The following is a 20,762-nucleotide window of genomic DNA, read 5'->3' as shown; positions in this document are numbered from 1 at the left end:
GGCCAAGGCGCTGCTCGACGTGCCGCATGCCGGCGCGATCGGGCCGGGCGAGCTCGATATCCCCGCTGTGCGCGGGCTCGGTGGCAGCCTCGTCTATTTCCTCGATCGCACCTCGTCGCTCGGCCGCTGGGCCGAGGTCGATTTCGAGGCGACGGAGGAAAGCGACGCCGAGGCCGGGCTGACCGGCGTCGACCATGTCTCGCAGAGCATGCAGTACGAGGAGATGCTGACCTGGCTGCTGTTCTACTCCTCGCTGTTCGACACGCGGAAGGCGCCGAGCCAGGCCGTGCTTGATCCCGGCGGCGTGGTCCAGAGCCAGGTGATCGAGAGCGGGCTCGACGGAGAGCCCGGTCATGGCCTTCGGCTCATCCTCAACGGCTCGCAGAGCCACCGGACGCTGTCGGCACGCTTCATCACCGATTTCTTCGGCTCGGGCGTGCAGCACATCGCCTTCGCGACGAACGACATCGCGGCGACGGTGGAGCGGCTTATCGCCAATGGAGTCGCGATGCTGCCGATCCCCGAGAACTACTATGACGATCTGGAAGCCCGTTCCGATCTGTCGGCCGAGGAGATCGACCGGCTGAAGGCGCTGAACATCCTCCATGACAGCGATGCCGGCGGCAGCTTCCGGCAGGCCTATACGCAGACGCTGGATGGCGGGCTGTTCTTCGAGATCGTCCAGCGCGACGGTTATGCGGGCTATGGCGCGGTCAATGCCGGCATCCGCCTGACGGCACAGGCGAGGCTCGCGCGGCCGATCACCATGCCGGCTCTCGGGCACGGTTGAGCGACGGCGTGCCCCGCTCGAGAGGGCGGGGCAGGGAAACCGTGAGCCCGTTCACGGCTGATTTCGTGCCGCGACGCGATGCGGCCGGCGATCAATCGCCGATCAGATAGCAGGCTTCGGCCTCGGCCAGACGCTTTGCTTCGTCGAGATCGGCCGCCGATGAGGCGTGAATAGCGAAAAGCGCTTCGCCGGCGCGGACCTGTTCGCCCACGCGCATTTTCAGGTCGACCCCGGCGGATTTGTCGAACGGTGCTCCGGCGCGACGCGCGATGCCGGCGACCGCCCAGCCGTCGATCTCCTCGATCAGCCCCGAGCGCCCGGCGCGCACCGTATGCACCAGCAGACCCGGCTCGATCGGCGGCGCGCGCCGGCCCTGGGCATCGATGATCGTCTCGAAGGCCCGTGCCGCGGCTCCGCTTTCCAGCAGCGCGATGGCCCGCTCCCTGCCTGCCTCCGGGGAGCCGATGTCGGGATCCCATGCGAGGATGCGGCTGGCGAAGAACAGGGCCTTCTCCAACAGATCGGGTGGCGCCTGCAGGTCGCGGTTCAGGACCCATCTGACGTCCCGGACTTCCAGCGCCGGGCCGATGCCTCGTCCGATCGGCCTGCTCCCATCGGTCGGATGGGCCTCGACCACCAGGCCGAGTTCCTTCCCGACGAATTCGAACAGGCGAGCGAGCTCGGTGGCCTCCTCCAGCGAATGCAGTTTCGCGCGAGGGCCGTAAGGGAGATCGACGATCACATTCGTCGATCCCGCCGTGAACTTCTTCGACAGGATCGAGGCGACCGACCAGCGATTGGAATCGATGCCGAGCGGCCGCGTGATTGCGTTCATCACGTCGTCGACGACGGAATGGTTGAGCCGTCCATTCCAGGCGATGCAGGCCCGGGCCTGTTCGAGGCAGCGGCGCAAGCCGGCCGGATCGATCTCGACATTCGCCACGACCTCCATGGCGTCCGCCGTGCCGGCGGCCGAGGTGATGGCGCGCGAGGAGGTCTTGGGCATCAGGAACTTGCCGTGCGCGGCAATGATCGGGACGACGATGAGGGTGATGCGGCTGCCGGGAATACCGCCCATGGAATGCTTGTCGACGACGATCCGGTCAGGCCAGGCGATCCGCTGCGAGAAGCCGGTGCGGACGCGCGCGAGTGCGGCCACCTCGCGGTCGGTCAGCTTCTGCGTCGCGGCGACCAGGAAGGCCGCCACCTCGGCATCGGGATAGCGCGATTCGACGATATCCCGGATCAGCAGGCGATACTGCTCCTCGGAGAGCGCCTCGCCACGGAGCTTGCCGGTGAGGGCTTCGCGGCTTTCGGGTGAAGGCGTTCGCCGGATCGTCACCTCGCTGCCTTCGGGCATCGCGAATTCGGCGAAAGCTTCGGCCGAGAGGCCGATCTCGTCGGCTCCCAGCAGCCCGGACGGCTCGACCGCCTGCACCTCGGTGCGAACGGCTGCGGTGCCATTGGAGAGCTCGATCTTGCCCGGCCCGAGATAGTCGCGTCCATCGACCGCCCCGCCCACGGGCAGATAGGCGCAGAAGCGCCTGCCGGTCAGGAAGGGCATGCGCCTCAGGGTCAGGTAATTGGCCGCGTTCTCGATCGCGGCCACGAAGCGTTCGACGCCGACCGACGGGGTGTTGTCGTTGAGAACCTCGACGCGCCGAACACCCGCCGGCGGCGGTTCGACGACGCGCGCGAGCCTTTCGCAGATAGCTCCGGAATCCTCGCGCCCGCGCTCCGCGATGCGTCGAGCCAGAACGGCCGCAGGCGCGACCACATCCACCAGGACCAGCCGGGTGGCGCGTCGCGAGAGGGCGGCGACGACCGCCCTGGATCCGTTTGCGACGACATGCCTGCCGGCTGCCAGCTCTCCTTCAAGAGAGGCCGGAAGCCCGTAGCGCAGGCCATGGGCCTCCCAATCGATCAGGAACTCCCCGGCCGTCCTGCGGCGCTCGAATTCCGTATCGGATACCGCCTCGTGGTCCTCTCCGGGCGAACCCGCGGGCCGCGTGATCGCCCGCCTGGCGAAGACGTAGCGCCCCGTCGCTTCCAGCGCCTCGCGGGCGCCGAGCATCAGCGTGTCTTTCCCGGCACCGCTTGGGCCGATGACGAAGAACAGCGTGCCGGGACGCATCGCCGCCGCTCACGCCTCGTCGAGGCCGATATCCACCGCGACCGCAGCCTGCGTGATCTTGCTGGTCGAAATATAGTCCACGCCGGTCTCCGCGATGGCGCGGATCGTGTCGATCCTGATTCCGCCGGAGGCTTCGACCTTCGCGCGCCCACCGATGATGGCGACGGCCTCGACCATGTCCTTGATCGGCATGTTGTCGAGCATGATGACATCGACATCGGCGGCGACGGCCTCGTGCACCTGCCCGAGGTTGTCGCACTCGATCTCGAGCTTCGTCAGGACGGGCAGCTTCTTGCGGGCCCGCGCGACGGCGGCGGCGATGCTGCCGCAGACGGCAATGTGGTTGTCCTTGACCATGACGCCGTTGTCGAGGCCGAGCCGGTGGTTGAGACCGCCACCGCAGCTCACGGCATGCTTCTCCATCATGCGCAGGCCCGGCGTGGTCTTGCGGGTGTCGATGAGCCTGGCCTTCGTGCCTTCGATCGCCGCCACATAGCGCGCGGTCTCGTTGGCGATGCCGGACAGGCGCTGGGCGATGTTGAGGGCGGTGCGTTCGGCCGTGAGCACGCTGCGGGCCGCTCCCTCGACCTCGACCAGGACGGCGCCCTTCTCGACGCGGTCCCCGTCCCTGACGCGCAGTTTCACCTTCAGCGTCGGGTCGTAGCGCTGGAATACGCGCGCCGCCACCTCGACGCCGGCGACGATCATCGGCTCGCGGGCGTTCATGTAGAACGCGCCGACCTCGTCCGGCTCGATCATGACCTGGAYGGTGAGATCGCAGGCCCCGATGTCCTCGATCAGCCAGTGATCGATCAAGCGGTCAGTGGCGAAAACGTCGTACATCTCGTCCCCTCGCGATTTCAGCGCAAAATTTGTTTGTATACGAATGATACGGTCGGTTTTTCGTCGCTGTCAATCGGACTTTGCCGCTTCCGTCGAAGCTGCGTCCCGGTGCCTCCGGTCGCCTTCGGAGCTGCCCGCATCGGTGGGGCGGATGCTTATTGTCCGGCCTTGGTGCTTTCGGCGCCAACGCCGTTCGTGTTCGCTCGGAGCTTCGGGTTCTCATCGACAGCCCGCTGCACGGGCACCCGTATCTGCACCGGCTCCGCCCTGCGTTCAATCCCGCATTCTATTTCTCGACGAAGGCCTTTTCGATGACGTAGTCGCCGGCCTCGCCGTGATTGCCTTCCTCAAGGCCGCGCTCGGCGAAGATCGTCTTGAGGTCGGCCAGCATCTGCGGCGAGCCGCAGAGCATGAAGCGGTCGCCTTCGGGGTCGAAGCCGGGCTGGCCGATATCGCTGTAGAGCTGGCCCGAAGTCATCAGGTCGGTGATGCGGCCKCGGTTGCGGAAGGGCTCGCGCGTCACCGTCGGGTAATAGATCAGCTGCTCGCGGATCATCTCGCCGAGGAACTCGTCCTGCGGCAGATGCTGGGTGATRCGCTCGCCATAGGCCAGCTCCGCGACCTGGCGGCAGCCATGGACCAGCACGACCTTCTCATAGCGCTCATAGGTCTCGGGGTCGCGGATCAGCGACAGGAACGGCGCCAGCCCGGTGCCGGTGCCGAGCAGGAAGAGCCGCTTGCCGTCCTTGAGGTTGTCGAGCACCAGCGTGCCCGTCGCCTTCTTGCCGACGATGATGGGRTCGCCGACCTTGAGGTTCTGCARRCGCGAGGTCAGSGGRCCGTCCGCCACCTTGATCGAGAARAACTCCAGCGTCTCGTCRTAATTCGTGCTGGCGACGCTGTAGGCCCGCAGCAGCGGACGCTCGCCGACCTTCAGCCCGATCATCGTGAACTGSCCGTTCTTGAACCGGAACGTCGTGTCGCGCGTCGTCGTGAAGCTGAACAGCGTGTCCGTCCAGTGATGCACGCTCAGGACCTGTTCCTCGTAGAAATGGCTCATCGCATCGTCCTTGAAAGTCCGGCGGCGGGCTGTTTAGCGGGTTTGAGCGCCGGCCGCCAGCAGCGGATAAGCAGAAAACGCGAGCGAAATCAAAATCTTCTCTTTCTTTCTAGCCAGCGGCCCCTGATCGGAACAATCTGGCGCGCGCAGAGCTTTCCGGAGAATTTTCTTCCTGCCCGAAAAGCCCTCGATCGGCACGGGCAGCGAGACGGCCATCCATCACGGCCGAGGCCTGAGCGGCGGCAGGGGCAAAGCCCGGCGCCGGCAGCGCCGAGACGGGCGCGGGTTTCGCCATGCGGCCGGTGCAGGATCCTTTTCTGGAAAGCCGGGTGGACGTTCGGCCGGACTCAGGCTCAACTGCGGCCATGAATGCTCCCGTCTCCGTTCCCCGCATCGCCGATTTCACCTGCGAGAAAAGGCCCGCCACCGGCTCGCGCGGCATGGTCGTCACCAACCATCCGCTGGCCTCGGCCGCGGGCTCACAGATGCTGCTGGCGGGCGGCAATGCCGTCGATGCGGCGGTCGCGGCGCTCTTCGCGCTGACGGTGGCCGAGCCGATGATGGTCGGCATCCTCGGCGGGGGCTTGAGCCATATCCGGCTCGCCGATGGCAGCCATCGCGTCATCGACAATCTCTCGACCGCGCCGGGCCACGCCACGCCCGACATGTATCACTGCCTCTCCGACGAGATCGGCAAGCAGCGCGACACGCGCGACCGCGAGAACGTCGTCGGTGCGAAGGCGGTCGCGGTTCCCGGCGCGCTCAAGGGCTGGTGCGAGGCGCTGGAGCGCTTCGGCAGCCTGCCGCTGGCGGATGTATTGCAGCCGGCGATCGCGCTCGCCGCGCGCGGCTTCACCGTCACGCCCTATCTCTCGAACTGCATCACGGACAATGCCGGCGATCTCGCCCGTGATCCCGGCCTCGCCGCGATGCTGCTGCCGGGTGGGACGCCGCTCCAGCCCGGCGCGAAGCTCGTCCAGGGCGACTACGCCGAGAGCCTGCGGCTCATCGCCAAGGAAGGACCGGCGGCGCTCTATGGTGGCGCGCTGGGAGAGGCGCTGACCGGCTACATGGCTGAGCAGGGCGGCCTGATCGATGCGGACGATCTCGCCGGCTACAGGACGCAGACGCGCGAGCCGATCCGGGGCTCCTATCGCGGCTACGAGATCATCGGCCCGCCGCCGCCTTCCTCGTCGGGCGTGCATATCGCCGAGATGCTCAACATTCTCGAGGGCTACGACATCGGCGCGCTCGGCTTCGGCTCGACCGACGCGGTGCATCTGCTGGCGGAGGCGCTGAAGATCGCCTTCGCCGACCGTGCCGTGGCGACGGCCGATCCCGCCTTCGTCAAGGTTCCCGTCGAGAGGCTGATCGACAAGGGCTATGCGGCCGAGCGGCGCGCGCTGATCGAGATGGGCCGGGCGAAAAGCTGGACGGCCGGGCTCTCGGGCGGGGAATCCGCCGACACCACCCATGTCACCGTGGCGGATGCGCAGGGCAATGTCGTCAGCGCGACGCAGACGATCAACGGTTTGTTCGGCGCCTGCGTCCAGATCCCCGGCACGGGGATGATGGCTAACAACTACATGTACAATTTCGATCCCCATCCCGGCCGSGCGCTCTCGATCGCRCCCGGCAAGCGCGTCTTCACCTCGATGGCGCCGATGATGGTSCTGCGSGAKGGCMRGMTYGCCTATGCGCTCGGCYTGCCCGGCGSSCTGCGCATCTTCCCCTCGGCRCTGCAGGCGATCGTCAACCTGATCGACCAYSGCATGRGCCTGCAGGAGGCSGTCGAGGCGCCGCGYGTCTGGACCGAAGGCGGCGTGCTCGAACTGGAAGAAGCGATCCCCGAAGCGGTGGCGCAGGCGCTGATCGCGCGCGGCCACAAGGTGGTGCGTTCGCCGCGCGTCGCCGGCGGCATGAACGCCATCGCCTTCAATGCGGACGGCACGCTGACCGGCGCCGCCTGCTGGCGGGCCGACGGCACGCCGGTCGCGATCTCGGGCGGGCTGGCGCGCGCGGGAGCGCGTTTCAGTATCTAGAATTTCTGCTTTGGGAGCAGGTCATCCCGGGTGAAGCCCGGGATGACGGCGCGGTTCCGCGCGACATCTACACGGTCAGTGCAGCCCGCCGACGCCGACATAGCGTTCGAGGACATCGCCATCGGCCCGCAAAGCGGCTGAAGTTCCCGACCAGACGATCCGGCCGCGTTCGAGGATGATGACGTCCTCGGCGAAGTCGAGCGCGCTTTCGAGCCGTTGCTCGACGAAGAGGATCGTCATCGCGCCGCTGGCCGCGAGCTGCGTGAAGGCCGCCATCAGCATGTCGCAGATCACCGGGGCGAGGCCCTCCAGCGGCTCGTCGAGCAGCAGGATCGAGGGTTGGCCGAGGATGGTGCGGGCTGTCGCCAGCATCTGCTGCTCGCCGCCGGAGAGTTGCGAGCCGAGATTGCGGCGGCGCTCCTGCAGGCGCGGGAACAGCGCATAGGCTTCCTCGATCGCCGTGCGCGGGCGGCCCTTGAGGCCGACGAAGAGGTTCTCCTCGACGGTGAGGCCCTTGAAGATCTCGCGGGTCTGCGGCACCAGCCCGATGCCGCCGAGCGCACGCCCGGTGGTGCGCAGGGCCGTCACGTCCTGGCCCGCCAGGCTGATGCTGCCGGCGTAGTGGCGGGTGAGCCCCATCAGCGTCGCCAGCAGCGTGGTCTTGCCCATGCCGTTGCGACCGAGGATCGAGAGGCGGCCGCCGGCCGGCACGGAGAAGGACACATCCTCCAGCACATGGGTCTGGCCGTAGCCGGCGCTGAGATTCCGGACCTCGAGCTCAGCGGCCGGCATGGGCGTAGCTCCCGAGATAGGCTTCGCGGACTTTCTCGTCCCTGGCGACATCGGCCGGCAGGCCCTGGAAGATCAATTCGCCGGCCGCCAGCACCACGACACGCTTGGCGAAGCGGAAAACCAGATCCATATCGTGCTCGATCATCAATACGGCAAGCGAGGCCGGCAGCCGCTCCAGCGCCCGCTCGATCAATGGCGTGTCGGAGGAGGGCACGCCGGCAGCGGGCTCGTCGAGCAGCAGCACCTTCGGGCGCTGCGCCATGGCGATGGCGATCTCGAGCAGGCGCTGCTGGCCATAGGCGATCTCGACGACCTTGCGGCGCGCGACATCGGTCAGGCCGAGCGTGGCGAGGATGTCGGCGGCTTCGTCCATGGCCGCGCCGTTGCCGTGGAAGCGCGCGAGGATGCGGGTCGCATGTCCCTGCCTTTGCAGGATCGCCATGACGACATGCTCTTCCGGGGTCATGTCGGGGAAGAGACGCGTCACCTGGAAGGTGCGCACCAGCCCGCGCCTGACCCGCGCGACGGCGCCGAGGCGCGTGATGTCCTCGCCCATCAGATGGACCGTGCCGGCACTCGGAGGGATGCGCCCGGTGACGAGGTTGACGAAGGTGGTCTTGCCGGCGCCGTTGGGGCCGATCAAGGCGAGCCGCTCGCCCTCGGTCATGGCGATGGAGAGGTCGTGATTGACCTTGAGGCCGCCAAAGGATTTCGACAGATGGTCGACCGCGAAGACCGTGCTCATGGCCCGGCCCTCCGCTGGCCACGCGTCAGGATGCGGGCGGCCTCGTCGAGCGTGCCGGAGAGGCCGCGGGGGGCGAAGAGCACGATGGCGATCAGCAGTGCGCCGACCAGCGTCATCCAGTGGAACGGATTGATCGCCGCGACGATGTGCTCGACCGCCATGAAGACGACGGTGCCGATCAGCGCGCCATAGAGATTGCCGAGCCCGCCAAGCACCAGCATGACCAGCGCATTGGCGGATAATTCGAAGCTCAGGCTGTCCAGCCCCACCACCTGGGTCGCGATGGCGCCGAGCGCCCCGCCCGCGCCGGCGACGGCGCCGGAGATCACGAACATCCTGAGCAGCACCGGGAAGGCGGAGATGCCGAGCGCGCTGATCCGCAACGGATCTTCCTTRAGGCCGCGGCAGACCATGCCGAAGGGCGAGCGGACGATGAGCTTCAGCGCGACGAAGACGACCAGCAGCAGGCCGAGCCCGAAGAGATAGGCGGCGCGGCCCCAGAGATCGAACTCGAATAGGCCGAAGAGCGGAGCAGGGACCATGCCGGCGAGGCCGTCGCTGCCGCCGGTCAGCCAGGAGGCCTTGTTGGCGGCTTCGTGCAGGAGCTGGACGATCGCGATGGAGAGGACGAGCTGCGGCAGGCCGTGCGCCCGCAGCATCACCGCGCCCATGAGCAGGCCGGTGACGGYGCCGGCCGCGGCCCCGATCAGGATCAGCAGGAAAGGCTCGGTCACGCCGTTGAGGCAAGCGATGCCGGCGGCATAGGCGCCAGCGCCGTAGAGCGCGGCCTGGCCCAGCRAGGCGATGCCGCAATAGCCGACGATCAGGTCGAGCGAGAGCACGAGCAGGGCGACCGAGATGACGCGGGTCAGGAAGGCGAGATTGTCGGGGAAGAGCCAGTAGCCCGCGAGCCCGGCAAGCGCGATCAGGGCGAAGCCGGCGAGATCGCGGACGAGGCTGCGGGCGGGGGGAGCGGCAGCGGATGGGGCGGGAGCCTGTGCCATCACTGGGCCCGTCCCATCAGGCCGCGCGGGAAGGCGCAGACCACCAGGATCACCGCGAGATAGAAGAAGAAATTGCCGAAATCCGGCATGAGATAGCGGCCGGTGACATCGATGGCGCCGAGCAGCAGGCAGGCGACGAGCGCGCCGGGAATCGAGCCGGCGCCGCCGACGGAGACTACGACCAGGAAGGTCACCATGTAGCGCAGGGCGTAATAGGGCTCGATCGGCAGGAACTCGGCGCCGACCACCCCGCCGAAGGCGGCAAGCCCGATGGCGAGCGCGAAACTCGCCGCATAGATCAATTCGGTGCGCACGCCGAGCGCGCGCGACATCGGCGCGTTCTCGACGGCGGCGCGCAGGTGGATGCCGAAGCCGGTGCGCTCGATCAGGAACCAGAGCCCGCCCGCGACGACAAGCCCGCTCGCGATGACGAAGAGCCGGTGGCCGGCGATGCTGCGGAAGCCGAGATCGATCGGTTGCGCCAGTTCCGCCGGCAGGGGAATCGTCTTCAGCGTCGGGCCGAAGAAGTAATTGGTGATGCCGATGACGCAGAAGGTGATGCCGATGGTCATCAGCACCTGCGAGAGCTCGCTGCGGTCATAGATGCGGCGGAAGAGCAGCCGTTCGAGCGGCACCGCGATCAGCACCGTGCCGACGACCGCCAGCACGATGCCGAAGCCGTAGCCCAGGCCGAGATTGCGCACGGCATAGGAGGCGATGTAGCCGCCGATCATGGCGAAGGCGCCATGGGCGAGATTGACCAGCCGCATCAGCCCCATCGTCAGCGACAGGCCGATGCAGATGATGAACAGCGCCATGCCATAGGCGAAGGCGTCCAGGGCGATGCTCAGCGCGGTCTGCATGCGGGTTGCGGGCCTCGTCGGAGTTCAGTCGGAAACGCGCCGTCATTCCGGACAAGCCGCAAAGCGGCGCCGATCCGGAATCCATCATAGCGCTCGGCGCCCTCCGATGGATTCCGGGTCTCCGCTTCGCTGCGCCCGGAATGACGGCGCAGCAGACGAGGAGACTGGCTCTACTTCGCCAGCCCGGGGTCCTTCTGCTCGGGGAAGCTCTGGATCTCCTTGTTGATCCAGTTGCCCTTGGCGTTCTTGGCGACCTCGCGCAGATAGATCGTCTGGGTGATGTGGCGGGTCTCGGGGTCGATCTTCACCGGCCCGCGCGGGCTTTCCCAGGCGAGGCCCTTGACCGCCTCGACCGCCTTCTCGGCGTCCTGCTTGCCGGCGGTGGCGGCGATCATCTTCGCGATGACATACATGCCGTCATAGGCGCCGACCGCCGGGAAGGTGAGCTGCCCGGGGCCGCCGATCGCCTTTTCGCCGGCCTCCACGAATTTCCGGTTGGCCTCGGAATCGTGCGAGGTGGCGTAGTGGAAACCGGTGATCATCCCGGCAGCGGCTTCACCCAGCGCCGGCAGATCGGATTCCTGCGTCAGGTCGCCGGTGGCGAAGAGCTTGACGCCGGCCTGCTTCAGCCCGGTGTCGTTGAAGGACTTGACGAAGCCGAGCGTCGGCGGGCCCGAGGGCAGGAAGGCGAAGACGCCCTGCGCGCCGGCATCGCGGATGCGCTGCATGATCGGGCTGAACTCGGTGGTGTTGAGCGGCATGCGGATGGTCTCGACGACCTGCCCGCCAGCCGCCTCGACCGCCTTCTTGAACGCTCCCTCGGCATCGACGCCGGGGCCGTAATCGGTGACGGCGGAGACGAATTTCTTGATGCCGCGATCGACGGCGGCCTTGCCCAGCGGCGTCGTGGTCTGCCCGGTGGTGAAGGAGGTCCGCACGACCAGCGGCGAGGAGGTCATGATCGCAGAGGTCGCGGCGTTGAAGATCACCAGCGGCACATTGCCCTGCTTCAGCAACGGCGTGATCGCCAGCGCATCCGGCGTGAAATAGACGCCGCCGAGATATTGCACCTTGTCCTTGACGATCAGCTCCTGCGCCAGGGCGCGGGCCTGCTGCGGATTGGCGGTGGGCAGGTCGCGATAGATGATTTCGATCTCGTTGCCGGCGACCGACTTGCCGTTCTGGGCGAGCCAGGCCTCGACGCCGGCCTGGAAGTTCTTGCCCTGCAGGGCGAAGGGGCCGGAGAACGGCCCGATGATCCCGATCTTGATCGTTTCGGCAGCGGCCGCGCCGCCAAGGCCGAACGTGCCGGCCAGTGCCAGCGCGCCCGCCAGCCCGGTGAAATTCCGTCTGCTGATCTTCATCGTCATCCCTCCCGTATCCGTCCCCTGGACTTGACTGTCTCGATCGCCCCGGTTGGCTCCGGTGTCTTTCGTCTTGGCGGCCTTATGGGCGGTGGCCCTGTGGGCTAGGCCATGCCCGCTTCGGCCTAGTAAGGCAAGCCGACATAATTCTCCGCCATCGCGGTCGCGGCAGCGGGCGAACTCACGAGATAGTCGAGCTCCGCCTGCTGCATGCGCTCCTCGAAGGCGCTGCGCTCCGGAAAGCGATGCAGCAGCCCCGTCATCCACCAGGAGAAGCGCTCGGCCTTCCAGATGCGGGCGAGAGCGCGGGCGGAATAGGCTTCGATCCCGGCGTCCGAACCGTCATTGTAATGCTCGCGCAGGGCATCGAAGAGATAGCGCACGTCGCTTGCCGCGAGGTTGAGGCCCTTGGCGCCGGTCGGCGGGACGATATGGGCGGCATCGCCCGCGAGGAACAGGCGGCCGAAGCGCATGGGCTCGGCGACGAAGCTGCGCAGCGGCGCGATGCTCTTTTCCAGCGACGGGCCGGTCTGCACGGCCTCCGCTACCTCGGCGGGAAGCCTGCGGCGCAATTCGTCGAAGAAGGCCTCGTCCGGCCAGTTCTCGACACGCTCCTCCAGCGGCACCTGGACATAGTAGCGGCTGCGCTGCGCCGAGCGCATCGAGCAGAGCGCGAAGCCGCGCTCGTGGCGGGCATAGACCAATTCATGCGCCGCAGGCGGGCGGTCGACGAGCAGGCCGAGCCAGCCGAAGGGATAGACGCGCTCGAAGCTGGTCAGTGCGCCCTCCGGAATCGAGCGGCGGGAGACGCCGTGATAGCCGTCGCAGCCGGCGATGAAGTCGCAGCGCAGCTCCCGCGCCTCGCCATTCACCCGGAAGGTCACGCGGGGCGCGGCCGTGTCGATATCGTGCAGCGCGACATCCTCGGCCTCGTAGATCGTCGTGCGGCCGAGGGCCTGGCGCGCCTCGGCGAGATCATGCGTGACCTCGGTCTGGCCATAGACCGTCACGGTCTTGCCGCCGCTCAGATGCTTCAGGTCGATGCGGTGGAGCGTGCCGTCGAAGGCGAAATTGACGCCGTCATGCACCTGCCCCTCGCGGTCGAGGCGGCCGGCGACGCCGGCCTCGCGCAGCATGTCGACCATGCCCTGTTCGAGCACGCCGGCGCGGATGCGGGAGAGCACATAGTCGAGGCTGCGGCGTTCCAGGATGACATTATCGATCCCGGCGCGCGACAGGAGCTGGCCGAGGAGAAGCCCGGCCGGGCCGGCGCCGATGATGGCGACCTGCGTGCGCATTTCCGCGTCCTCCCAAGGCGATGACGGTCTTGAGCCGACATTCCGCACCCCAAGCTATGCGCCATGACGACACTTGACGGAATGGAGGATGACCCGGATCGACGGGCGCGACCGCGAGCTCAAGCCGGGCTCGGCGCTGCTGCTGCCGCCGGCGACGATCCACGAGTTCCATTTCGTCGTCGACACGGAGGGTTTCGTCGCCAGCGTCGCGGAGACATCGCTGAAGCGGCTCTTCGACGCCGAGCCCGAGGCGCGCTCCCTCCTCGCCACGCCGGCGTTGCTGCAGGCCGAGCCGGAGAGCGTGGAGGCGCAGTCGCTGGAGACGCTGATGCGGCTGGCGATGAGCGAGTTCGGCGCCAACCGGCCGAACCGGGAGTTCGCGCTGGCGGCCTATGCCGATCTGCTCGCCTCCTGGTTCTCGCGCGCGGCGCGCGGCCTGCGGGCCGGCGGAGAGCCGGCGAAGGATCTGCGCGCCGGGCTGGTGCGGCGCTTCATCGAGCGGGTCGAAATCCGCTTCCAGAGCCATGAGCCGCTGACGGAACACGCCCGCGCGCTCGGCGTCTCCGTGCCGCATCTGTCGCGCAGCTGCCGCGAGGTGCTCGGCCATTCGGCGGCCCGCGTCATCCAGGACCGATTGATGATCGAGGCGCGGCGCGACCTGGTCTACACCTCGCTGACGGTCGCGCAGATCTCGTTCCGGCTGGGGTTCTCCGACCCGGCCTATTTCTCGCGCTTTTTCGCCAAGCGGGCGGGGATTTCGCCGTCGGATTATCGGGCGAAGGCGTAACATTCTCTCCGCGCGTCATCCCGGACGCAGCGAAGCGGAGATCCGGGATCCATGCCTGAGCCGTTCCGGCATGGATCCCGGGTCAAGCCCGGGATGACGGCGCAGTTCGGTGACGAAACAGGCGCCGTTCAGGAGGAAAGCTGCTCTTTCAGCAAGGCTTCGACCAAGTTCTCGCTTTCGCCGATATCGCTGCCGAGCGCGGCGGCCTCGAGGTTGCGGGCGATGGCGGCCTCGTCGATCTCCAGCCCCTCCGCGACCGTCGCCATGGCTTCCGTGGCGCCGGCCGCCAGCAGGAAGAGTTCGGCCAGGGCCGGCCCCTCGGCCTGCCAGCCGCCCAGCCCGCGTTCCTCTTCGGCCGGCAGCCCCGCGAGGATGCCGGCGACGAGGCCGGGCGCACGCAGGCAAGCGGAGAGCACGATCTGGCAGCCGGTCGGGTTGCGCTTGTGAGCCATGGCGGAGGAGCCGCCGCGGCCGGGAACGGCCGGCTCGCGCGCTTCGCCGACGCCGTTCTGCGCCAGCAGGGAGACGTCGCGCGCCATCTTGCCGAGCGCGCCGACGAGGATCGCCAGCGCCGCCGCGATCCCGGCGATGCCGCCGCGGCGCGCCTGCCAGGGGGGCGCATCGGGCAGGCCAAGCGCCGCGGCGAGACGCACCGAGACCGCCGCGCCCTTGCCGGCGAGACCGGCGCGCGTGCCGGCGGCGCCACCGAACTGAAGGACGGCGCCTTGCTCGACCTCGTCTTGCAGTCGTGCCGCCGCCGCGACGATGCCGGCCTGCCATTGCGCGATGCGCAGGCCGAAGCCGATCGGCAAGGCATCCTGCAACAGGGTGCGGCCGATGGCGGGGGTTCCGGCATGGCGGCGCGCCAGGGCGGCGAGGGCGCTCGCGGTTCGCGCGAGATCGGCTTGCAGCAGGGCATGGCCGTCGCGGATCTGGCGGACCAGGACGATATCGGCGACGTCCTGGCTGGTCGCGCCCTTGTGGAGGGCTTTTGCCGCGGCTTCGGGCAATTCCTTGCGCAGGCGCGCGACGAGCGGGATGGCGAGCGTGCCGGCAAGCGCGGCCTCGGTGGCGAGCGCGGCGGGGTCGATGGCAATGCCGCCGCACAGCGTCGCGATGGCTTCCGCCTCGGCCTTGCCGATCAGCCCCTCGGCCGCCTCGGCGCGGGCAAGCTCGGCCTCGAAGGCCAGCGCGTGCCGCAGCGTCGCGGCATCCTCGAAGACGGCGAGCATCGCGTCGGTGGTCGCGGGCCGGGTGCGCAGCAAATGACTCATGCGAGGCTTTTCCCTTTCGCGCGGCCATCGCGACCCGCGGCGGYCTTCTTGGCAGGGAGCGGCCGTTCGCTCAAGCGCCGGCATCTGCCGGCGTCCGCGTCCACCTGCTCGCGTTGGAAGACAGCTACTCGAAGAGATCGGGATTGAGCTGTTCGATCTCGGGCAGCGCCCGCAGCAATTCGTTGAGATGATGCCGCATCGCGGCCTCGCCCGCCGCGGCGTCGCGGCCATCGATCGCGGCGACGATGGCCTGATGCTGCTCGATCAGCTCCTGCATCGCGTTGGGGCTCTGCAGGCTGAGATGGCAGGCGCGGTCCATATGGGCCTTGAGGTTGGAGACCAGTGTCCAGGCCATCGGGCAGCCGGCGCCTTCGGCGAGCGCCACGTGGAAACGCTCGTCGAAGCGCTGAAAGGCGGTGTGGTCGCCATTGGCCACCGCCCGCTGCTGCGCCTCCAGGCAATTGTCGACAATCTGCCGGCTCGTCGGGTTGAAGCTGTCGCAGGCGCGCCGGACGACGGCGGTCTCGATCGCCTCGCGCAGGAAGCGGGCCTCCATCATCTTCTGGACCGAGATCTTGACGACGACCGTGCCGCGCTGCGGCAGGACCTCGACGAATTTCTGCCGGCTGAGCGCGATCAGCGCCTCGCGGACCGGCTGGCGGGAGACGCCGTAGCGGGTGGCAATCTCCTGCTCCGAGAGGCGCGAGCCCGGCTTCAGCTCGAGCGCGACGATGGCGCGCAGAAGCTCCTTCTCGAGCCGGTTGGCGCTCGACCCTGTCTGACCCTCGGCGAAACTCACGAAAGCAGCCTCCAAATCGCTTGCAATCGAAGCGGCATGGGATAATCTACCATACCAGTGTCGGTAATGGTATCCCAAAGTATGAATTTTACCGCGACGATCGCACGATCATTCCACGAAGCGCGCCGCGAGGCACGGCCTCTCGCGGCTTTTCCCGGCGAATTGCCTAGCAATCTCGCGGAAGCCTATGCCGTGCAGGAGGCGGCGATCGCGCTGTGGCCCGAGCCCGTGCGCGGCTGGAAGGTCGCGGCGATCCATCCCGATTTGCGCGCCCGCTTGGGCGCCGCACGGATGGCGGGGCCGGCTTTTGGCGCTGGCGTCCGCCGCGTCGCGCCGGGGGAGACGGCCGAGGTCGGCGTGATCCGCGGCGGCTTCATCGCGGTCGAGACCGAGATCGGCATCGTCCTCGGGGCGGATATCGCGCCGCGCCCGCAAACCTGGACAGCGGAAGAGCTGATGCCCTTCATCGGCGGGGTGCATGTCGCGATGGAGATCGCCGGCTCGCCGCTGCCGAGCATCAACGAGATCGGGCCGCAGGCCATCATCTCCGATTTCGGCAACAATACCGGCATCGCCGTCGGCGCCTCGCTGGGGATCGAGCAGGGTCTTTCCGATTTCGAGACGCAGATGCGGATCGATGGCGAGGTCATCGGCCGCGGCCGCAGCCACGGCCCGAATGGTGGGCCGCTCGATGCCCTGCTCTTCGTCGTCAACCATCTGGCGAGCCGTGGACGCGGCCTCGCCAAGGGCGATGTCGTCTCCGCCGGGGCGACGACGGGCGTCCATCCCATCGCCATCGGCCAGGTCGCGGAAGCGATCTGTGCCGGGGTTCCACCCCTGTCCGTCAGGCTGATCGAAAGGGAACCGGCCAGCTAGCGGCAGTCCGCCTCAACCAAAGAAGAACCGGCCCGAAAACGGGCCTTGCCAGGGAGAGAACATCATGATCGCACGTCGCATCTTACTTGCCGGCGCCGCCGCGCTGGCGGTTTCGGTCGCAASCGCCACGGCGGCGCTCGCCCAGGGCGTGACGCTTCGTTCCGCCGACATCCATCCGACCGACTACCCGACCGTCGAGGCGGTCCGCTACATGGGCAAGCTGCTCGAGGAGCGCACCCAGGGGCGCATCAAGATCAACGTCTTCCACTCGGCCCAGCTCGGCCAGGAGAAGGACACGATCGACCAGACCCGCTTYGGCGTCATCGACATSAACCGCATCAACATGGCGCCGTTCAACAACCTGATYCCGGCGACCAACATWCCCTCGCTGCCCTTCATCTTCCGCTCGGTCGAYCAYATGCGGAAGGYSATGGACGGSCCGATCGGCGACAACCTGCTCAAGGAKTTYGAGAAGCACGACCTGATCGGSCTSGCSYTCTACGATTCCGGCTCSCGCTCSTTCTATAAYKSCAAGCGCCCGATCRRCWCGCCRGCYGACATGAAGGGCATGAAGATYCGCGTCCAGCAGTCCGACATGTTCGTSGCSCTGGTCTCGGCGCTCGGGGCCAACGCCACGCCGATGCCCTTCGGCGAGGTCTATTCCGCGCTCCAGACCGGCGTCATCGACGGCGCCGAGAACAACTGGCCGTCCTATGAATCGACCCGCCATTTCGAGGTCTCGAAGTTCTATTCCGTGACCGAGCACTCGCTCTCGCCGGAAGCGCTGGTGATGTCGAAGMRSAGCTTCGACAAGTTCAACGCGGCSGAYCAGGCGMTSATCAAGGCCGCCGCCAAGGAATCGGTGCTCAAGATGCGCGAGCTCTGGGATGCGCGGGAGAAGGCGTCTGAGGCCAAGGTCAAGGCCGGCGGCGCCCAGATCAATCAGGTCGAGAAGAAGCCCTTCATCGACGCGATGAAGCCGGTCTACGACAAGTTCGTCACCGATCCGAAGCTGAAGGAGATGGTGGCCGCGATCCAGGCGGTGAACTGAGCCTCGTTCAGACGGGGCGGCTTTCGGGCCGCTCCGTCTTCGGCCCCTTGCCAGCAGCCCGGGCAGATTTCATGCGCGCTTTCACCGCTTTCCTGACACGACTCGACGCCAAGCTCAGCCTGTTCGCGCTGATCGCGGCCGGGGCCGGCCTCGTCCTGATGACCGTGATGGTCGCCTGGGGCGTGTTCGGCCGCTATGTGCTCAACGACACGCCGATCTGGGTCGAGGCCGGATCGCTCTTCCTGATGTCCTGGTTCATCCTGCTCGGCGCCGCGGTCGGCGTGCGCGAGAGCGACCATCTCGGCTTCGAGGTCGGGCTGGTGATGTCGCCGCCGCCCTTGCGGGCCGCGCTGATCGTGCTGGGCGAGGGCCTGGTCTGCGCCTTCGGGCTCGCCATGCTCGGCTATGGCTGGCAGCTCGCCGCCGGCACCTGGGCCGATCGGATGCCGATCATCGGCATATCCCGCGGCTGGGACTATGTGCCGATCGCGGCGGGCGGCGCGCTGATCGCCCTGTTCGCGCTGGAGAAGCTCCTGCTCTTCACCACCGGCGAGGAACAGGCCCCGCTCGGCTTCGTCCATTTCGGCGAAAGCCAGGAGGCCTGAGCGATGGAACTCTGGATTCTCTTCGGCGTCTTCGCGCTCCTGCTGCTGATCGGCGTGCCCGTGGCCTTCTGCCTCGGCATCGCCTCCGTCGCGACCGTCGCCTATATGGGCCTGCCGCCGGTCGTCGTCTTCCAGCAGATGAATTCCGGCATGAACGCCTTCGCCATGATGGCGATCCCGTTCTTCATCTATGCCGGCGATTTGATGATCCGCGGCGGCATCGCCGAGCGGCTGATCCAGATGGCGGCGAGCCTCGTCGGCCATCTGCGCGGCGGGCTCGGCCAAGTGAACGTGGTCACCTGCACGCTGTTCGGCGGCATCTCCGGCTCGGCCGTGGCCGATGCTTCGGCCGTGGGCGGGCTGATGATCCCGCAGATGAAGAAGCGCGGCTATGACGCCGACTATGCCGTCAACGTCACCGCGAATGCGGCGATCATTGCCCTGCTGATCCCGCCCTCGCACAACATGATCATCTATTCGCTTTCGGCCGGCGGCAATCTTTCGATCGCGGATCTGTTCACCGCCGGTGTGGTGCCGGGCCTCTTGCTCTGTGCTGCGCTGATGGTCGCGGCCTGGGCGGTCGCGGTGAGGCGCGGATATCCGCGCGAGCCCTTTCCGGGCTTTGCGACCGTCGGCCGCTATGTCGTGCTGGCGCTGCCGGGCATCCTGCTGATCGGCATTATCTTCGGCGGCGTCCGCTCCGGCGTCTTCACGGCGACGGAATCCTCCTGCGTCGCCGTCGTCTACGCCATCCTCGTCACCATCTTCGTCTATCGCCAGTTGACCTGGACCGCCTTCGTCGAGGCGACTTTGGGCGCGGTGCGGACCACAGCGATGGTATTGCTGGTGATCGGCACGGCGGGTGCCTTCGGCTGGCTGATGGCCTTCCTCGAGGTGCCGCAGGCGACCATTGCGGCGATGAAGGCGGTCTCGGACAACCCGATCACGATCCTGCTGATGGTCAACCTGATCCTGCTGGTGCTCGGCACCTTCATGGACATGGCGCCGATGATCATCATCTGCACGCCGATCTTCCTGCCGGTGGTGAAGGCCTTCGGCGTCGATCCCGTGCATTTCGGCGTGATCCTGATCCTCAACGCCGGCATCGGGCTCAATACCCCGCCGGTCGGCTCGGTGCAGTTCGTCGCCTGCGCCATCGGCCGCATTTCCATCGGCGAGTCCATGCGCACGATCTGGCCGTTCTACGGCGCCAGTATCGCCGTGCTCCTGCTCGTCACCTATGTGCCCGGCCTGTCGCTCTGGCTGCCGCGCCTGTTCCACTGAAGGACCGACCATGACCATCGACATCCGCCAGGTTTCCCACCCCGAGGCCGTCAAGGGCTTCGACACGGCGGAGCTGCGGCGCCACTTCCTGATCGAGACGCTGTTCGTTCCCGGCGAGGTCAAGCTGACCTACAGCCATCTCGACCGCGTCATCGTCGGCGGCGCCATGCCGACGAACAAGCCCGTCGTGCTGCCGACGCCCAAGGCGGTCGGCACCGATGCCTTCCTGAAGCGGCGCGAGCTCGGCATCGTCAATGTCGGCGGCCCCGGCAAGGTCTCCGTCGGCGGGAAGGACTACCCGCTCGCCAAACGCGACGCGTTCTATGTCGGCAAGGAAGCGGGCGAGGTCGCCTTCGCCAGCGACGATGCCGGCAACCCCGCCAAGTTCTACCTGCTTTCGACCCCGGCCCATGCCGTGCACCCGACCAAGGTGATCCGGGAGGCCGATGCCAAGACCATCGCGCTCGGCGAGCAGGCCACGGCCAACAAGCGCGTCATCCGCCAGTACATCATCCCCGGCGTCTGCGAGACCTGCCAGCTCGTCATGGGCGTGACCACGCTCGACGAAGGCAGCATCTGGAACACCATGCCGGCGCATGTCCATGACCGGCGCTGCGAGATCTATCTCTATTTCGACGTTCCCACGGATGCCCGCGTCTTCCATCTGATGGGCGAGCCGCAGGAGACGCGCCATCTCGTCGTCGCCAACGAGCAGGCGATCCTCTCGCCCGGCTGGTCGATCCATTCGGGCGTGGCTACCCGGGCCTATTCCTTCATCTGGGGCATGGGCGGCGACAATGTCGACTATACCGACATGGACATGGTCGCGACCGGGGATCTGCGCTGATGCGCTCGCCGTTTGATTTGGGCGGCCGGACCGCGATCGTCACCGGGGCCAATACGGGCCTCGGCCAGGCGATCGCGGTCGCGCTCGCCCAGGCCGGCGCCGGTATCGTCGCGGTTGGCCGCTCGAGCATGGCGGAGACGAAGGTGCTGGTCGGGGCGACCGGTCAGCCCTTCCACGAGATCGCCGCCGACCTCGCGACGCTGGAGCCGATTGCGCGGATCGTGGAAGAGGCCGAGGCGGCGGCGAAGGCCAACGGCTCGCGCCTCGACATCCTCGTCAACAATGCCGGCATCATCCGCCGTGC

The 20,762-nt window shown here is 67.5% G+C and carries 21 protein-coding genes; 9 read left to right on the top strand and 12 right to left on the bottom strand.

Annotated elements, in window-relative coordinates:
• Positions 1 to 790, top strand: a 790-nt coding sequence (locus AB4Y99_RS17385) for a 4-hydroxyphenylpyruvate dioxygenase family protein (RefSeq protein WP_441524196.1), incomplete at its 5' end; no start/stop codon positions are given.
• Positions 791 to 881: 91 nt separating this feature from the next.
• Here AB4Y99_RS17385 and phnN read toward each other — a convergent pair.
• The 4 genes from phnN to AB4Y99_RS17365 form a co-directional block, all read right to left on the bottom strand.
• Positions 882 to 2,924, bottom strand: a complete 2,043-nt coding sequence (gene phnN, locus AB4Y99_RS17380) for a phosphonate metabolism protein/1,5-bisphosphokinase (PRPP-forming) PhnN (protein WP_441524195.1) — start codon at positions 2,922 to 2,924, stop codon at positions 882 to 884.
• Between the two features lie 9 nt (positions 2,925 to 2,933).
• Complete coding sequence (gene nadC / locus AB4Y99_RS17375; protein WP_441524194.1) at positions 2,934 to 3,767, bottom strand: carboxylating nicotinate-nucleotide diphosphorylase; 834 nt, start codon at positions 3,765 to 3,767, stop codon at positions 2,934 to 2,936.
• A 286-nt stretch (positions 3,768 to 4,053) separates the two neighbouring features.
• Positions 4,054 to 4,827, bottom strand: coding sequence for a ferredoxin--NADP reductase (locus AB4Y99_RS17370; protein ID WP_038362921.1), 774 nt, complete (start codon positions 4,825 to 4,827; stop codon positions 4,054 to 4,056).
• Between the two features lie 33 nt (positions 4,828 to 4,860).
• On the bottom strand, positions 4,861 to 5,043 hold the full coding sequence (locus AB4Y99_RS17365; protein WP_156115941.1) for a hypothetical protein: 183 nt from the start codon (positions 5,041 to 5,043) through the stop codon (positions 4,861 to 4,863).
• 149 nt (positions 5,044 to 5,192) lie between these two features.
• Here AB4Y99_RS17365 and ggt point away from each other — a divergent pair, with 149 nt between their 5' ends.
• Positions 5,193 to 6,869, top strand: a complete 1,677-nt coding sequence (ggt, locus tag AB4Y99_RS17360; protein WP_441524193.1) for a gamma-glutamyltransferase — start codon at positions 5,193 to 5,195, stop codon at positions 6,867 to 6,869.
• A 75-nt stretch (positions 6,870 to 6,944) separates the two neighbouring features.
• On the opposite strand, the gene AB4Y99_RS17355 is transcribed toward ggt, so the two are convergent.
• The 6 genes from AB4Y99_RS17355 to pobA form a co-directional block, all read right to left on the bottom strand.
• Positions 6,945 to 7,661 carry an ABC transporter ATP-binding protein gene (locus AB4Y99_RS17355; RefSeq protein WP_441524192.1) on the bottom strand — a complete coding sequence of 239 codons (717 nt, stop codon included), beginning with the start codon at positions 7,659 to 7,661 and terminating at the stop codon, positions 6,945 to 6,947.
• Positions 7,648 to 8,406, bottom strand: coding sequence for an ABC transporter ATP-binding protein (locus tag AB4Y99_RS17350; RefSeq protein ID WP_441524191.1), 759 nt, complete (start codon positions 8,404 to 8,406; stop codon positions 7,648 to 7,650). The genes AB4Y99_RS17355 and AB4Y99_RS17350 overlap by 14 nt, the downstream gene beginning before the upstream one ends.
• Positions 8,403 to 9,410 carry a branched-chain amino acid ABC transporter permease gene (locus tag AB4Y99_RS17345; RefSeq protein ID WP_441524190.1) on the bottom strand — a complete coding sequence of 336 codons (1,008 nt, stop codon included), beginning with the start codon at positions 9,408 to 9,410 and terminating at the stop codon, positions 8,403 to 8,405. The genes AB4Y99_RS17350 and AB4Y99_RS17345 overlap by 4 nt, the downstream gene beginning before the upstream one ends.
• Positions 9,410 to 10,273 (bottom strand): branched-chain amino acid ABC transporter permease, encoded by an 864-nt coding sequence (locus AB4Y99_RS17340; RefSeq protein WP_191124106.1) that lies wholly within the window; start codon positions 10,271 to 10,273, stop codon positions 9,410 to 9,412. Before AB4Y99_RS17340 ends, AB4Y99_RS17345 begins: the two co-directional genes overlap by 1 nt.
• Before the next feature lie 170 nt (positions 10,274 to 10,443).
• On the bottom strand, positions 10,444 to 11,637 hold the full coding sequence (locus AB4Y99_RS17335) for an ABC transporter substrate-binding protein (protein WP_441524189.1): 1,194 nt from the start codon (positions 11,635 to 11,637) through the stop codon (positions 10,444 to 10,446).
• A 125-nt stretch (positions 11,638 to 11,762) separates the two neighbouring features.
• A complete protein-coding gene (pobA, locus tag AB4Y99_RS17330; RefSeq protein WP_441524188.1) occupies positions 11,763 to 12,935 on the bottom strand; it encodes a 4-hydroxybenzoate 3-monooxygenase in 1,173 nt (390 codons plus the stop codon).
• Between the two features lie 88 nt (positions 12,936 to 13,023).
• Here pobA and AB4Y99_RS17325 point away from each other — a divergent pair, with 88 nt between their 5' ends.
• Entirely contained in the window at positions 13,024 to 13,722 is a 699-nt protein-coding gene (locus tag AB4Y99_RS17325) for a helix-turn-helix domain-containing protein (protein ID WP_441524187.1), read from the top strand.
• Between the two features lie 128 nt (positions 13,723 to 13,850).
• Here AB4Y99_RS17325 and AB4Y99_RS17320 read toward each other — a convergent pair whose 3' ends face one another.
• Together AB4Y99_RS17320 and AB4Y99_RS17315 are read right to left on the bottom strand one after the other, a co-directional pair.
• A complete protein-coding gene (locus AB4Y99_RS17320; RefSeq protein WP_112764936.1) occupies positions 13,851 to 14,996 on the bottom strand; it encodes a lyase family protein in 1,146 nt (381 codons plus the stop codon).
• Between the two features lie 124 nt (positions 14,997 to 15,120).
• Positions 15,121 to 15,795 carry a GntR family transcriptional regulator gene (locus tag AB4Y99_RS17315; protein WP_112764951.1) on the bottom strand — a complete coding sequence of 225 codons (675 nt, stop codon included), beginning with the start codon at positions 15,793 to 15,795 and terminating at the stop codon, positions 15,121 to 15,123.
• A gap of 162 nt (positions 15,796 to 15,957) precedes the next feature.
• Between AB4Y99_RS17315 and AB4Y99_RS17310 the strand changes: the two genes are divergently transcribed.
• The 6 genes from AB4Y99_RS17310 to AB4Y99_RS17285 all read left to right on the top strand — a co-directional run.
• Complete coding sequence (locus tag AB4Y99_RS17310; protein ID WP_441524186.1) at positions 15,958 to 16,671, top strand: 2-keto-4-pentenoate hydratase; 714 nt, start codon at positions 15,958 to 15,960, stop codon at positions 16,669 to 16,671.
• Between the two features lie 64 nt (positions 16,672 to 16,735).
• Complete coding sequence (locus AB4Y99_RS17305) at positions 16,736 to 17,722, top strand: TRAP transporter substrate-binding protein (protein ID WP_441524185.1); 987 nt, start codon at positions 16,736 to 16,738, stop codon at positions 17,720 to 17,722.
• Positions 17,723 to 17,793: 71 nt separating this feature from the next.
• Entirely contained in the window at positions 17,794 to 18,327 is a 534-nt protein-coding gene (locus AB4Y99_RS17300) for a TRAP transporter small permease (protein WP_051987958.1), read from the top strand.
• A gap of 3 nt (positions 18,328 to 18,330) precedes the next feature.
• Positions 18,331 to 19,611, top strand: a complete 1,281-nt coding sequence (locus AB4Y99_RS17295) for a TRAP transporter large permease (protein WP_441524184.1) — start codon at positions 18,331 to 18,333, stop codon at positions 19,609 to 19,611.
• A gap of 10 nt (positions 19,612 to 19,621) precedes the next feature.
• A complete protein-coding gene (gene kduI, locus AB4Y99_RS17290) occupies positions 19,622 to 20,458 on the top strand; it encodes a 5-dehydro-4-deoxy-D-glucuronate isomerase (RefSeq protein WP_441524183.1) in 837 nt (278 codons plus the stop codon).
• Positions 20,458 to 20,762, top strand: a 305-nt coding sequence (locus AB4Y99_RS17285; RefSeq protein ID WP_441524182.1) for an SDR family NAD(P)-dependent oxidoreductase, incomplete at its 3' end; no start/stop codon positions are given. The genes kduI and AB4Y99_RS17285, both read left to right, overlap by 1 nt.

This window comes from Allobosea sp. TAB14 (assembly GCF_052113865.1).
Lineage (GTDB): Bacteria > Pseudomonadota > Alphaproteobacteria > Rhizobiales > Beijerinckiaceae > Allobosea > Allobosea spartocytisi.
The sequence above is the reverse complement of the archived record's forward strand: the minus strand, read 5'-3'. Positions and strand labels throughout refer to the sequence as shown.